This is a genomic window from Streptomyces sp. SID13031 (assembly GCF_010548305.1).
In the GTDB taxonomy this organism is placed as follows: domain Bacteria; phylum Actinomycetota; class Actinomycetes; order Propionibacteriales; family Kribbellaceae; genus Kribbella.
This window is the reverse complement of record NZ_JAAGLV010000040.1, coordinates 1-14,180: the sequence shown is the minus strand read 5'-3', so window position 1 is coordinate 14,180 and position 14,180 is coordinate 1. Positions and strand designations below refer to the sequence as shown.

19 protein-coding genes are annotated in these 14,180 nt (G+C 61.8%); all 19 read left to right on the top strand.

The genetic code is table 11. The features are described 5' to 3' along the window. Positions 1-380: 380 nt before the first annotated feature. The 19 genes from G3I17_RS38970 (at position 381) to G3I17_RS38880 (ending at position 14,051) form a co-directional block, all read left to right on the top strand. Entirely contained in the window at positions 381-671 is a 291-nt protein-coding gene (locus tag G3I17_RS38970) for a hypothetical protein (protein ID WP_164604415.1), read from the top strand. An 83-nt stretch (positions 672-754) separates the two neighbouring features. Further along, on the top strand, positions 755-1,831 hold the full coding sequence (locus G3I17_RS38965; protein ID WP_164604413.1) for a hypothetical protein: 1,077 nt from the start codon (positions 755-757) through the stop codon (positions 1,829-1,831). Positions 1,832-2,469: 638 nt separating this feature from the next. Further along, on the top strand, positions 2,470-3,390 hold the full coding sequence (locus tag G3I17_RS38960; RefSeq protein WP_275402663.1) for a Scr1 family TA system antitoxin-like transcriptional regulator: 921 nt from the start codon (positions 2,470-2,472) through the stop codon (positions 3,388-3,390). A gap of 12 nt (positions 3,391-3,402) precedes the next feature. Further along, positions 3,403-3,630 carry a DUF397 domain-containing protein gene (locus G3I17_RS42415; protein ID WP_343238563.1) on the top strand — a complete coding sequence of 76 codons (228 nt, stop codon included), beginning with the start codon at positions 3,403-3,405 and terminating at the stop codon, positions 3,628-3,630. 34 nt (positions 3,631-3,664) lie between these two features. Next, positions 3,665-4,900: an MFS transporter gene (locus G3I17_RS38950; protein WP_164604409.1), complete on the top strand. Its 1,236-nt coding sequence runs from the start codon at positions 3,665-3,667 to the stop codon at positions 4,898-4,900. Between the two features lie 179 nt (positions 4,901-5,079). Next, a complete protein-coding gene (locus G3I17_RS38945; protein ID WP_164604407.1) occupies positions 5,080-5,415 on the top strand; it encodes a hypothetical protein in 336 nt (111 codons plus the stop codon). Positions 5,416-5,466: 51 nt separating this feature from the next. Continuing rightward, positions 5,467-5,820: a hypothetical protein gene (locus tag G3I17_RS38940; protein WP_164604405.1), complete on the top strand. Its 354-nt coding sequence runs from the start codon at positions 5,467-5,469 to the stop codon at positions 5,818-5,820. Further along, complete coding sequence (locus G3I17_RS38935) at positions 5,817-6,158, top strand: hypothetical protein (protein WP_164604403.1); 342 nt, start codon at positions 5,817-5,819, stop codon at positions 6,156-6,158. The genes G3I17_RS38940 and G3I17_RS38935 overlap by 4 nt, the downstream gene beginning before the upstream one ends. Positions 6,159-6,333: 175 nt before the next feature. Next, complete coding sequence (locus G3I17_RS38930; RefSeq protein ID WP_164604401.1) at positions 6,334-7,110, top strand: hypothetical protein; 777 nt, start codon at positions 6,334-6,336, stop codon at positions 7,108-7,110. After that, the gene (locus G3I17_RS38925; RefSeq protein WP_164604399.1) at positions 7,103-7,948 is read left to right on the top strand and encodes an FtsK/SpoIIIE domain-containing protein; all 846 of its coding nucleotides are present in this window, start codon (positions 7,103-7,105) and stop codon (positions 7,946-7,948) included. Before G3I17_RS38930 ends, G3I17_RS38925 begins: the two co-directional genes overlap by 8 nt. Continuing rightward, positions 7,945-8,157 carry a hypothetical protein gene (locus G3I17_RS38920; protein ID WP_164604397.1) on the top strand — a complete coding sequence of 71 codons (213 nt, stop codon included), beginning with the start codon at positions 7,945-7,947 and terminating at the stop codon, positions 8,155-8,157. The genes G3I17_RS38925 and G3I17_RS38920 overlap by 4 nt, the downstream gene beginning before the upstream one ends. Next, positions 8,154-8,474 (top strand): hypothetical protein, encoded by a 321-nt coding sequence (locus tag G3I17_RS38915; protein WP_164604395.1) that lies wholly within the window; start codon positions 8,154-8,156, stop codon positions 8,472-8,474. The genes G3I17_RS38920 and G3I17_RS38915 overlap by 4 nt, the downstream gene beginning before the upstream one ends. Next, positions 8,471-8,779 (top strand): hypothetical protein, encoded by a 309-nt coding sequence (locus tag G3I17_RS38910; protein ID WP_164604393.1) that lies wholly within the window; start codon positions 8,471-8,473, stop codon positions 8,777-8,779. Before G3I17_RS38915 ends, G3I17_RS38910 begins: the two co-directional genes overlap by 4 nt. 304 nt (positions 8,780-9,083) lie before the next feature. Continuing rightward, positions 9,084-9,515: a hypothetical protein gene (locus tag G3I17_RS38905; RefSeq protein ID WP_164604391.1), complete on the top strand. Its 432-nt coding sequence runs from the start codon at positions 9,084-9,086 to the stop codon at positions 9,513-9,515. Further along, entirely contained in the window at positions 9,512-10,570 is a 1,059-nt protein-coding gene (locus tag G3I17_RS38900; RefSeq protein ID WP_164604389.1) for a hypothetical protein, read from the top strand. The genes G3I17_RS38905 and G3I17_RS38900 overlap by 4 nt, the downstream gene beginning before the upstream one ends. Before the next feature lie 109 nt (positions 10,571-10,679). Continuing rightward, positions 10,680-10,931, top strand: a complete 252-nt coding sequence (locus tag G3I17_RS38895; protein WP_164604387.1) for a hypothetical protein — start codon at positions 10,680-10,682, stop codon at positions 10,929-10,931. A 110-nt stretch (positions 10,932-11,041) separates the two neighbouring features. Then, the gene (locus G3I17_RS38890; RefSeq protein ID WP_164604385.1) at positions 11,042-12,598 is read left to right on the top strand and encodes a replication initiator; all 1,557 of its coding nucleotides are present in this window, start codon (positions 11,042-11,044) and stop codon (positions 12,596-12,598) included. A gap of 29 nt (positions 12,599-12,627) precedes the next feature. Further along, entirely contained in the window at positions 12,628-12,822 is a 195-nt protein-coding gene (locus tag G3I17_RS38885) for an excisionase family DNA-binding protein (protein ID WP_164604383.1), read from the top strand. After that, entirely contained in the window at positions 12,819-14,051 is a 1,233-nt protein-coding gene (locus tag G3I17_RS38880; protein WP_164604381.1) for a tyrosine-type recombinase/integrase, read from the top strand. The genes G3I17_RS38885 and G3I17_RS38880 overlap by 4 nt, the downstream gene beginning before the upstream one ends. Positions 14,052-14,180 lie beyond the last annotated feature (129 nt).

Sequence of the window (14,180 nt, the reverse complement as noted above, 5' to 3'; positions counted from 1 at the left end):
TGAGGGGATTCGAACCCCTGGCCTCCTCGTTGCGAACTCGGGGCAACACGGTCGTCAGGCGTCACTCAAGGCTGAACGAAGGTCGCGCCCGGCATGTCTTGGCCATTGCCAGTTGCCCCGGTTGCTGCACTTCGCTGCTGCACTCGCGGGCTTCCTCATGGGTGCAACTCAGCTCTGGCTAATGCGGTCCGGCGGCCTTCCGACACTCATTCTCCCGTGGCTGATGCCCGGGCCAGGACTCACGAGGGTGACCTCACCGGACCTAGGCAAGAGCCTGTCAGCTACACCAATCGCTCACCCTGAGTTATCCACAACCGGCAATCCGTTGACACGTACGCGTCAACTGGCAGGCATCGAACACTTGTTCTATTGTTGGACGCATGGGTGGCAACAAGCGGTATCCACGACCGAAGCCGCCGGACCTCCTCAAGCGGCATTGCTGGGTCTTGGGCGACAACCACGGACGGCGGGGTCCTTGGGTCGGGTTGATCTTGGAGTGGCAGAAGATCAACTCGGAGGACTGGGTCGCTCGCGTGATCTATGTGCGAGACCTGAAGCGGGGCGAGGCCGTCGAAGAGTGGCTCATGGCCGGCATGCTCAGACCGGCCGCTTCTTCTACCTTCGAACGTGTGGCCGACGAAGCGCACTACATAGACACCAGCGGACTTTAGGCGCCTCGAATCTGTTCTGCCCGTCAAACTTGGATGCCGCTTGTCAGCAGTGGTCTAATCGCTCCATCGAATGGAGGGCGACGATGGAAACAGCAGATCAGAACGAGTCCGGCGACTCGAATATTGAGGATATGTTGCGAGGTATCCATGCTGACTGGCAGCGCAGCAGTCAGGAGGAAGTCGTACTCGGGCTGCTTAATTACGTGACTACAAATCCATCCGACATATTGATCGTCGTTGGGCTGTGGCTTTGCCCGCAGGCCGGTGGCAGAGGTTATCCACTCGGAGTTGAATACGCAGAACTCGCTATTCAGATGGAGAAACCTTGGTTGGCCCGAAATTTCGCGCCCGCGTTGATCGCCAACATCCCCAGTTACCCTGACGTCTTCTCGCAAGCCATCGAGCTTGCGCGAGAAACCTCGCCATATGCTCCTAGTGCGGACTACGTCAGTATTGCCTGGGCGCTCATCGGCATGAATAAAGCCGAGGATGCAATGCAGGTCTTAGAGTTGACCACGGATGAGGTTCCATTCGGCGAGTCTAGAATCGTTCACTTAAGGGAGATCTTTTCCGAGGTAGATAAGACTGCTGAAGGCATTGATGTCAGGGCACATCAGGCGATCGCCATGATTGACAAGGTGACTGCCGACCTGACAACCAAGGCGAAGCAGACTGAGATTCTCGTTGAAAATATCTCATCGCAGGCGACGGATGCGCGATTCATCGCAGAGGCCGTTCAGAATAAGAAACAATCTGATCGGGCCTATAAATGGGGGCTGATCGTCCTAGCCGCCGCATCAGCAATGGCTGTGCTTCCGATCCTTTTGCACTACCTGAGCATCGGCCAAAGCTACAACGGGACACAAGTCCTTGGCGCGCACGCTAGCGCGACCCTGGCACTCGGCACGGTTGCTGGCGTGTTGCTAGCCAGAGCGAGGCAACGGGATCGAGCTCGCCAGCGAGCAACCGATATTTCTACAGCCATGGGTACAATTATCGTTTACAGCACCCAGATTGAATCCGCAGACGAGAGACAGAAATTCTTACAGACGATGGGGCAACTAGTTCTGATTGCACATCTCCAAGCCGACCAAAGCGGGGCAGATCAGACTGCGGTTTCAGTTTCGGATCTCATGAATGCTCTGCGCACAAAGAGTTGACCGTTACGTGTCAAGCGCACGGGCAGACCTGCCGCATCGTCCCGATAGCTGCCGACCTTAGGTCTGGTGCGGTGCGGGTCAAGGGTCGAGCTTGCTCGATCGCGGAGCGACGCCGGAGGCGCTCTTGACGCGGGCCGGGCCGGACCGTCCCTCCCATGATTGCTGGCGGGACGATGCGGCAGCCAAGGTGAGACGGCGGGCCGCCTGGACCACGGTGACGGGTAGCCGGCCTTTTGAGAGCAGCACACTGACAGGGTGTCGGATCGTTCGATGGCGAGTTCTGCTGTCTGCGACCGGCACCCTTTGGCGCGTGCGCGCCAAGCCAACGGGGGACGGGGCCGACGAGCCCTTAGGCGAGGAGCCGGAGGCTGCCCCGCTCCCCCGGCCCTGTGGTGGCGGCGCGCTTTCGGGCCCTGGAGGGGCCCGTCTTGAAGACGTAGAGAAACTTGTCAGGTCACCGATGGGACAGGGATGCCATGTGCAAGCGCGAAGACGCGAGCCTGCGGTCACAAGGCACCCCGGATGCGACTGTCACAGTCGGACTAAGATCCCCCGAATCACAAGGCCTGCAGGTTGACCGGGCGGTATATACCCGGTTTATACTGGGGTGTGTCTAGGTCTGAGAGGCGAATTCACTAATGCCCGCAGCCGCACCCCCATCCCCTCTTGGAGTTGAGTTGCGCTGGATGCGCAACCTGGCTGGGATGTCTGGCAAGCAAGCTGCCGACCGCCTAGGGGTATCTCAGGTAGCGATCTCTCGATGGGAGACGGGAACCCGTCACCCGGACCTTGGCTCAGTCGAATCACTTCGACTCGCGACCGCCGAGGCGGTCACCTCATTGCTTCATGCGCAGGACTTAACGGCTGCCGTGCGTCGCCGACTCTCAGAAGGCCTTGATCGCCTTGAAAACAAGGACTATCGACTATTGCTAGCCCGTTTAGTAGAAGACGGGTCAACAGAAGTCCTTTCAACATTTACTATTACGCGAACCGGACTGGTCGAACGCCAGGAAGAGATTCATCGGCTTGAGATGCAGGCCGAGGGAATGCGCCATTTCCAGCCACTATTCGCACCGGGGCAGCTCAATACTCTTGAATATGCTCGCATGCTAATGCTGGGATATGAAAAAGATCCAGTCAAAGCCGAAGAGGCTGCGATGGCGCGGATGCGTCGGGTAAAGGTCGTCCTGAAAGGTCCCCGACCTCTCTATCACGTGGTCATTACTGAGTCCGCTCTCGACTTGACCTTCATAAATGCCCCCTCCGACTTGCGCCTTGGATTGCTAAAACAGATCCATAAGGCAGCGCAGCTTGATCACGTCACCGTCCAAATAATGCCCCGAGGACGTCCGTACGGACTCGTTCCCATCGGAAGTTTCATCATCTATGACATCGGGCAGGATGACTCCGTCGTACTGGTCGACACATTCGCCGCTCAAGTTAGTTTCAGATCGAACCGCGACGTTGGCCAATACAACACATTTTGGCAAGAATTGACTGAAATAGCATTGAATCCAGAAGAATCGTTGAAGTGGTTGGCTGACGCCATCCACGAGTGAAGGGAAACAACTGTGTCCACTGTCCCCAGTCCGCCTCCGCTCGAAGACTTCGGGCCATTCATCACAGCAACCAAAGGAAACTGCGGCAACGACTCGCCCTGCGTCGAGGTAGCCAAGGGGCCCGATGGATGGCGCGCCATCCGTGACTCGAAGCTTGGCGAGGGGTCGCACGTCCTCACTTTCGACGCTGCCGAATGGCGCGTCTTCGCTGCCGGCCTGGCCGCTGGCGACTTCGACTAATTACTAGTAGCCCGACCCGAAGGAGGATCAGGAGATGACCACCATGCAGGAGCACAAGGGCGGTATTACCGGCCAACTCCGTGCGTTGTATGTCGCCACTGCCGTCTCCTCCTTCGGGGACGGCATCTTCGCCGCCGCGATTCCGCTTGCTGCGGCAGCCATAACTCGGGATCCCACAGCGGTCGCCATCGTCAGCGCTGCCGAGATGATCCCCTGGGTTTTCATCGGACCATTCGCAGGCGCGCTCGTAGACCGACTCCCCTACCGCGCTGTCATGATCTCCGCGGATCTCGGTCGACTACTGGTCTTGATCTTGGTGGCGGCCGCGATCGGCACAGGACACGCCTCGGTCCCGCTCCTTGCGCTCGCAGCCTTCCTCGTGATGGCAGGAACGACCTTCTTTGATGCCGCATCTCAAAGCATCATCCCGGAGCTCGTCGATCGCGACCCAGACCTGCTGAACGAGGTGAACGGCCGCCAAGGATCGCTAAGTAGTGCAGGCAGATCCCTTCTGGGGCCACCTACTGGGTCAGCGATCTTTGTGGTGGGCGCCTCAATCCCCTTCCTGGCGAACGCCGCATCATTCCTGGTGTCCGCCGTATGCGTTGGCTTCCTGAAGCACAAGACCGTCAGAGTCCCGAACCGCGACATCTCCATCATCCGTTCGATACGGGACGGCATGGCCTGGTTGGCGCACCACAGCCTGCTGCGGTCTCTCGCGATTTTGATTGCTATCAGCAACCTGTCTTACAGCGCCGCGACCGCCACACTGGTTCTCTACGCGCAAGAGGCCCTTGGAGTTGCCAACGCTGCCTACGGCCTCCTCCTAGCAGTGGGCGCTATCGGCAGTATCGGCGGTGGGCTACTTGCATCGCGGGTGATCAGAAAGCTAGGCGATCTTCGAGCCCTGCAACTTGCAATGGCAGCACAGGTAGTTGCCTGGGCCGGTCTTGCAGCTACAGGGAGTCCCTACGTAGCGGGAGCGATGCTCGCTATCGCCTTCATGGGAACCTCCATCGCAACTGTTGTCGTAGTCGGCGCAAGGCAGCGACTGACTCCGCCAGACATGCTCGGCAGAGTCGTAACGTCTTTCAGGGTCCTCGGTACCGGCATGCTCCCCGCGGGCGGCTTGCTCGGCGGCCTGGCGGCAACCGCATGGGGCTTGCACGCCCCCCTTTGGATCGCGGCAGGACTCTTAGCCGTACCCGCGCTCCTGGCTCCACCATGGATCGGACGAGCCTTCGCAACACCCGAGGCTCCTCCGGAGTAGCAGCCTTACCAGCAAGCCTCACAGGGCGTTGACACCTACGTGTCAGCGCCCTTCTTCATGCGCCCGAAACTTCTCTAGCTTTGGACTTGACCCGGTATAGACCCGGTATATACCATCGCTATACCGGGTTGAAGCATCCGCAGTGGATGCCCCGCTGACGCCTAGAGAGGGCGATTCTCATGAAGTTGAACATCGACACCACGGGCAAGACGTTCACGGTCACCAGGGCTGCGACGGAGAAGCGTGAGCAGAGCCAGAACGGCCGGGAGGGCCGGCAGAAGACGGACAGGAACACCGATGAGTTGCTGTGGACGGTTCAGGTCATGGCGCTCGACGAGACGGGTGGCGAGGTGATCAACGTGACTCTCGCGGGCAATGCCATGCCGAAGGTCAACGTTGGCGCTGCCGTCAACCCGGTCGAGCTGGAGGCCATGCCGTGGGCCACCAACGGCAAGAACGGTGTCGCATTCCGCGCCAAGTCGCTCAACCAGCAGGCCGCTGGCAAGGCTGCCTAGTTCTCCACTCGTCCCGTGATCTCGTGCAACTGCTCAGCCAAAGGGGTAGTCATGTCGCAACCGATGGACCATCGAACCATCACAGCGAATCAGGCACGGACCGAGTACGTGGCCGCGTGCAACGAAATCGTTCAGATCGAACTCGTTCTGGTCTTCTTGGATCAGAGCATCGCTAGCAGCCTTGACCGGGCTGAACCTGTTGTTGCGATCAGCAACGACATCACCGCCATCTACGCGTCCGACGCGTTCTGGCAACTGATCGACCTCTACAAGGAGGCGCACGAGCGCCGCCTCAATCTCTATGCCGCACGCGAGTACGCGTACGCGGTCTGGGCCTCGGCTTCTGCCGGACATCCGCCCGTTGACACTCACGTGTCAACCAGTCCCGAAAGGACTTCCCGATGACCTACATCACCACCGATGGCACGCCGTCTGCGCGCGAGGCCACTCTGCACTACGTGTCGATCTGCGTGCAGATCGAAGTTCTGGACCGGCTTCTAGTCCAGTCCACCCGCAACATCGAGAAGACAGCAATCACCTCGCACGACTTCAACGTCAGCCTGGTCGAGTCGGTCCTTGAAGTGAACGACAAGACCTGGAACCGACGAGCCCAGCTCGTCGAACTTCGCACCATCGCCTTCGAGGCACTGTCCCTGAAGTGCGGCGGCAACCAGAGCGTCATTGACGAGTACGTGTCAACGGTCGCACGCGGTGACTTCGGGATCGAACTCACCAACAACTAAGAACGACCCCCTAGAAGGGGGCCGCTCCTGGAACACGGACACGAAGCCGGGTCATAGGCCTGAGAACCGTCCTGGCTTCGTGTCTTTCCTGACTCAACTCCCCTGAAAGGGGCGTCTTGTCATGCCTAAATCTACCCGCAACCGGTCTGCCGGTCGAGTACGCCGCGGTCGCGGTATGACCTCCACGGTCGAGACCATCATCCGGCCGTCGCAGTCCCTGCCGGTCATCATCGCGCTGTGCCTGTGGCGCTGGCGCTGGGAAATCACCTGGCTGACCGTGCTCGCGGTCGTCTACTACCACCTGATCACGCCGGACGGCTGGGAGTTCGCTCCCGTCCCGGCCCTGCTCGTCATGGCAGCACCCGTTCCCGTGGTGCTCACGGTCCGGCCGTTTCGCCGGTTCCTGCGCAACCGCGTCTGGTGCGTCATCACCCGGCACCGCATCCGCGCGTGCCTGACCGAGATGAGGACCCTGAACTACTCAGGGAACCTGCCGTTCATCGTCGCCTGTATCTCCACCAAGACCGGCGAAGCCGTCTACCTGTGGATGCGTCCCGGCCTGTCGGCCGAAGACCTCGACAACAAGTCCGAAACCATCGCTGCCGCGTGCTGGGCACGCACCGCGAAAATCAGCCGTAGCGAACGCAACGCCTCAGCGATCCGCGTCGACATCGATCGCCGCGACCCCCTGGCAAAGACGACCATCACCTCGCCTCTGCTCGAAGACACCGACGGCATGCCCGAGGCAGCCGTCAACGACGACGCTCTCCTGGCGCTCATCACCCAGGACAACGCCACCGGCGACACCGATTCCAGCGAACCGCCGGCCAAAACCGGCACGTCTGGAGAGGGCCGCTCCCGAACCTCTAAAACCAAGTTCGGCACCACTGTCAACGACAGTCAGGCGGCCATCTTGGGTCCCAACGGAGAAGACGTGTCCGACTATGTCTAGCTTCAAACCGAGATCGGTGTTCCCCCGGCGCAGGCCGGGGGGCACCCCCGCACCCAAAGGTGCACTATCCATCTACCAACCCGCCTACCTGGGCCTCGACACACGCGGCAACGCGGTCTACCTGCCGCTCATGTACCGCAACGTCCTGCTCGGTGGCGAACCCGGCTCCGGCAAATCCGTTGCACTCGGCAACATCGTTGCCCACGCCGCACTCTGCACCGATGTCGATCTGATCCTGATCGACGGCAAGCTCGTCGAAATGCTCCCGTTCGCCCCCGTGGCGAAAGAGTTCGTCGGCAACAACATCAACCAAGCCCTCAAAGTGCTCCGCGGCCTCCAGGCCGAGATGGACAACCGGTACCTGCACCTGGCCCGCACCGGGGCCAAGAAGATCACCTCCAAAGACGAGTTCCGGGCAACCCTGCTCGCCATCGACGAACTGGCCTACTTCTCGGTCACCGTCGGCACACCCGAACAGCAGAAGGAATTCGTCACCCTCGTCCGTGACCTCGTCGCCCGTGGCCGCGCCGCAGGCATCATCGTCGTCGCCGCAACCCAGCGGCCTAGTGCGGACATCGTCCCCACCTCGCTGCGGGATCTGTTCTCGTACCGGATCGCGTTCCGCTGCACCACCGACTCCAGCTCCGACATCATCCTCGGCACCGGCTGGGCCAAAGAAGGCTACTCCGCCAAGCAGATCTCACCCGATGCCCTCGGCATCGGACTGCTCCTGGCCGAAGGCGGCATCCCCCGCCGCTTCAAAACCGCCTTCCTCACCGACCTCCACGTCACCAAGCTCGTCCGCCGCGCCGCTCACTTCAGGAGGGCCGCCGCATGATCACCGTCAAACCCATCCCCGCAGGCTCCATGACCGCCGTCCGTGACGAGGCCGGCCGAAGCGGCTGGCTCCACAACTGCGGAGCCTTCGTCTACTCCCCCACCCAGCCCCACCGCTGCGGTGTCTGCTGGTCGGCCTGCCGTACCGGGCAAGCCTTCAACAGCCAATGGAACAAGGCTTACACCGTCCGACAGGCGGTGGCCTCATGACCTACTACGACGCCAACAGCGGCGAACGCGAAGACCGCATCATCGTCGGCTACGACTTCACCGACGACGCCGTCACCAGCATCAACCTCGTCTGCAACGGCGAGATCCCATCCGTCGTTATAGACCTCGGCGGAAACCCGATCGAGATCGAACTGGTCACCAGCTCCGTCACCGCACTCAGCGGACTCATCGACGCACTCTACGAAGCCCGCACGCTCCTCGAAGAACACCAAAGCGCCCACTCCACCGGCGACACCCACGAGCGCAACAACCAACCCCTCTACGTCCCCAACGAGTGGACCGAGGACCCGTCATGACCAAGTCGTCACCGGATCGGCCGGACGTCTACGACCACTGGAAGCGCACCTTCCAAACCAATGGCGATCTGATTGAGAACGACGGTCGCTTGCCAGAAGGAACCAAGGTTTGGACTCCGCTCGGGGAACAGACCGAAGACGACATCGAACCGACCTACTGCAACCCCGCCTGGGGCTGGTACCAGGGCCGGATCCTCGGACAAGCCGACACCCACTGGTGGTTCGTCTACCTCGGCTACGGAGATCTGCCGTCCTTCTGCCTACGGCACTTCGCCGAACTACGACTCGTCGTCCAGGACAACTGATGCGCGCGGCATCTAAACCGGGCAACCGGCGCCGCGTGACACGTAACTGTCAAGGCCAACAAGCCATCACGACAGACCTCACCCCCACCGTGAGCACCCCGGCCAGCGAGCCGGTCAAGAAGAAGACCCCGTCCAAGAAGACACACCGCTCCGAGCGAGCAGAGGACTGGGCACACGCCCCGGTAGGAGATCCCCGACTGTGCAACCTCTGCGGCTACCCCGCATCGATGCGCGATCCCTACACCAACCAGCCATGCCACATGACGTGCGCCATGCAACAGGCCACCGAGAACGGAGAACAGTGGTGAACACCTACCTCACGACCTCGACCCGCACCCACGCACTCGACCGGGAACTCTCGACCGATCTCGCGCGGATCAAGACTGCCGCCACCAACGGCGAAACCGCCTACCTGGATGACTGTTCGGCATTGACCATTGCTGCCGGTTGGCAATCCCCAGGCACTCAAGGGCGAGCATTCGCTCAGCTCGCCAGCACCGGCACCGTGGCTCTTGAGGCACTGGCCGAAGACATCGAAGACGCCCGGCTCCAAGCCGACACCGACCAACGTGAAGCACTAGATCTGCTGCTGATGTGGGCCTGCGTTCACCCGTCCCTGCAATCCGAAGCAGACGACGGTGAAGAGCCCAACACCGACAACGCTTCCATCCCTGCCGAAGCGGTCGGGTATTTCGGCAACGAAGAGCCCTACTGCAACTGCGAGGGCTGCCAATGACCACCGATATGCTCACACCCGTCGTTCAGGTCCCCGGACAACTCGACCTACCCGAGATGCCGGTCATCCCAGAACCGGCCGCCACCAAGCCCGCGACCACCACGAAGCTCACGGGTCTGACCAACCTCAACACGGCGAAGCTGACCACCATCAAAGGGTGGACCGTCACCAGGACAACAGCCACCTACGAAGGCACACCTACCGCTGCCCTTGCCTCGGTCCAACTCCGCATGGACAAGGTCCGCTCCACCGAAGGCGGCAGAGCCTCCGGCTACACCTCGCTCATTGCCGTACGCAACAAACTACGTGAACTCACCACGGGAGGCAGCCACCCAGCCGTCACCGTCACCATCAAGCGGGCCACGAAGAAGACCGCCAAGACCCGCACCGGGTCACCGGCAGCCCGGCTGACACGTAAGCGTCAAGACACCTACACCACAGCCCAACTCGTCGCCACCCTCGAAAACGGCTGGGCAGCGATCCGGACCAACCACCCCGAGATCCCGGCCGTCGTCATCATCGTCGGCTCCGGCACCGCAACCAAAGAAGCCAGGCACGGGCACTTCGCCTCGAATCGCTGGCAACACGGAGACAACCAACTCGCCGAAGTCCTCATCTCCGGCGAAGGACTCCAACGACCCGTCGAAGAGGTCTTCACCACCCTGCTCCACGAAGCCACCCACGCTCTCGCCCACACCCGCGAGATCCAAGACACCAGCCGACAAGGCCGCTGGCACAACCAGAAGTTCGGGCTCATCGCCTCCGAACTCGGCCTCGACGTCCTCGACAAAGACCCCAAGCACGGCTGGTCCAAGTGCACCCTGCGTGCCGAAACAGCCACCACCTACAAGCAGGTCATCGCCGAACTCAAGAAGGCGCTGATCGCCTACCGGCACCCCGAAACCACCGGCGACGGCAAAGCCAAGAAGAACAACAACAACGCCATCGCCTGCGTGTGCCAATGCCCACGCCGGATCCGCGTCGCCAAAGCAGTCCTCGCCGAAGGCGACATCACCTGCGGCATCTGCGACACCCACTTCGAACCCGACGAATAGTCCCGGTCCGTTGCTGGCTCTCCCTTCCGGAATCAACAAGGTCCCGGAGGGGAGGGCGAACACCGAACCACACCAACCCACGCACCACCGACCGAGAGGAACCCCACTGATGAGCCTCGACCTCAGCGCCTACGCCGAACTCACCGCCCACCGCGACACCGCCGATAACTACTTCCTGTGCGACTGGGTCGCCAACGAACACCTCGGCGGCCACGACTGGTGCCCCACCGTCCTCGAACCCGGCGACGACTACACCCGCGTGGTCATGGGCGACATCCTCGTCGGCCGCTACTGCATCGGCTGCGGCTACCACCTCTTCGGCACCGCCGAACTCGAAACCGGTCCCACCCTCGCCCCCTGACCGCAAATCCTCCCGTCCAGACCCGCTCGAGCACCCCGAAACCAGCAGGCCGGCCAACAAGATCTCCGGCCGCCCACCGGCACCCACTGACGCCAGGAAGGAGACCACTCATGACCAGCACCGAAGACGCACTCAACGTCCTGGGCGGCCTCCTGGGCGGCGTAGAGATCATCTCCGAGCACAGACACACCCTCGACCCCGGCAAACGCGTCAACCCCGCCTCAGCGCTCGAAGAAGCCATCGACCGCGCCGCCTCCACTGCCGACTACGGCCAATGGCTCGACCACACCGCCTCCGCAGGTGGCTGCGTCCGCCCCATCCAGCTACGCGGCGAATCACATGTGGTCTCCGAACGCACCGGGCGCATCATCTCCACCCGCCACACCGACGACATGCCAGACCGCGTCATCTACAAAGCCTGCGGCAACCGCCGCGCCGCCGTCTGCCCCTCCTGCGCAGAGACCTACCGCGCCGACACCTACCAACTCGTCCTCGCCGGACTACGCGGCGGCAAAGGCATCCCCGACACCGTCGCCCAGCACCCCTGCGCCTTCGTCACCTTCACCGCGCCATCGTTCGGAGCCGTCCACTCCGCCCGCAAAACCCGTGGCAAAGACGGCCAACTCCGCAACCAGGTCTGCCGACCACGCCGCAACCCGGACCCCTGCCCCCACGGCATCGACCAACGCTGCCACCAGACCCACCGCGACGACGAGAAGACCCTCGGGACACCGTTCTGCCTGGACTGCTACGACCACGACCACCAGGTCGTCTGGAACGCCCTGTCCGGCGAACTCTGGCGCCGCACGATGGACCGCGCCAAAGACACCCTCCGCAACTGGGCCAAAGCCCACGGCCTCCAGCTCAAGCTGTCCTACGGCAAGGTCGCCGAAATGCAGGCACGAGGCGTCGCACACTTCCACGCCCTCATCCGGCTCGACGGCGTCGACCCCATCGAACCCCGCGCCGTCACCGCGCCACACCTCACCGCGGACTACACCCTCCTCGCTGCAGAGATCCGCCGTGTCGTCGCGACCACCCGGTTCCGGTCCCTGCCACACCCCGACAACCCTGACGGCTGGGTCATCGCCTGGGGCAACCAACTCGACCTACGCCCAGTCCGGCAAGCCGTCGACGGAGTGATCACCGAAACCGCCGTCGCGGGCTACCTGGCCAAGTACGCCACAAAAGCAGCCGAAGCCACCGGTCACTCCTCAGCACGCCTCACCAACTCCACCATCCGCCGTTACGCCGACCAGCACACCCATGCCGGCCGATTGGTCGACGCTTGCTGGCGACTCGGACGGCCCGGCTCCGACCTCGACCCCGACGAAGCCGCAAAGAACTCCGGACGCCTGTCCTACCGGCGACTTCAGCGGTGGGCACACATGCTCGGCTTCGGCGGCCACTTCTCCACCAAGTCCCGCCAGTACTCCACCACCCTCAAAGCACTCCGCGAGGCCCGCAGCAACTGGCGACGCGAACGACACCGCACCGCCGAACACACAGGCGACACCGAAACCACCCTCATCGTCGGCAACTTCACCTACGCCAACACCGGCTGGCGAACCATCGGTGACGCCCTACTCGCCAACACCGCAGCAGCCAAAGCACGCGAACACCGACGACTCATCAAAGAACTGATTGCCGAAAGCAACGACAACTGACACGTAACCGTCAAGCGAAGGGTAGTGGCATGACGCAAGTGATTGAACGGAGATGGTTCACCATCGCCGAAGTCTCGCAAATGCTCGGCTACGGACTGTCCAAGACAAAGATGCTGGTGAAGCAGGGCGATCTCAAATCGGTCAAAGACGGCGGCAGCCGCCGCATCCTTCCGGAATGGGTCGATGACTATGTCAAGCACATCGCAGAGAAGCAGGCAGCATGACAGGCCGAACGCGAGCTAACGGCGAGGGCTCCTTCTACCCAGTCGATGACGGCTTCCGCGGCTATGTGTGGGTGACTACACCGAGCGGCCGCAGTCGCCGGAAGTATGTTTCCGGCAAGAACCGCGATGACGTCCACGCCAGATGGATCACTTTACAAGCGGAGGCTAAGCAGGGGCCGGTGGCAACTAGTCACCCGAAGGTCTCCGAGTACCTCAATGGCTGGATGGACGAAGTCATTCGGCCCCACCGCCGCTTGAAGACGATTGACACATACGACAGAACAGTTCGTCTCTATTTGCACCCTGGACTTGGCGAGAAGCGCCTCAACAAGCTGGACGTTCGCACCTTGCGAGAGTTCTTCAACAAGCTGGCGGTTACCTGCCAGTGCTGCAAACAGGGAAAAGATGCCGCACGGCCAGAGAAGAAGCAGCGGTGCTGCGCGATTGGCAAATGCTGCGAACAACGGCTTTCGAAGCGAAGCGTCCACGACGTGCGTACGGTGCTGAGATCGGCCTTAACGAATGCGGTCGCAGAAGAGCGGATCAGCAAGAACCCAGCGGCACTGATGAAGCTTTCACCAGGCAGGAAGACGAAGGTCAAACCATGGTCGGTCGAAGACGCGCGTCAGTTCCTCGTCTCCGCCCGGGAAGCGGATGACCCCTACTACGCGACATACGTACTGATTCTGGTGCTCGGTTTGCGCAGGGGCGAAGCACTCGGCCTTCAGTGGCAAGGCGTCGATCTCGACGCGGGCGTTCTCTGGCCCATCCACGGGCTTCAACGAATCGGCCGGCGTCTCGTGCTCGATGATCTCAAGACCGATGCCTCAGATGATCCGCTGCCGCTGCCGTCTATCTGTGTAGCTGCGCTGACTCACCGGAAGGCCCAGCAGGCAGCTCACAAGCTGGCTCTCGATGCGAAGTGGCCAGACAAAGACGGCTTGTGCTTCACGTCACGCATCGGCGCACCGACAGACCCCCGGAGCTTCGCCCGCGCCTTTAACCGCCGCTGCGTGCTGGCTGGCGTCCGGAGGATCAGGGTGCAGGACACCCGTCACACCTGCGGGAGTCTGCTGGCCGCCATGGACATCCACCCGAGAGTCGCAATGCAGATCCTTCGGCACAGCCGGATCTCGACGACGATGGAGATCTACACCCACGTCCCCTCAGAAGTGACCCGCCAGGCCCTCAAGCGACTAGGGGCGAGCCTGGATGGTCTGGAGTCATGACCAAGCCCTACTGCTGCATTTTGCTGCTGCACTCGACGACAAAGGCCCTCCCCGATTACTCGGAAAGGGCCTCTGACCTGGGTGGAGCTGAGGGGATTCGAACCCCTGGCCTCCTCGTTGCGAACGAGG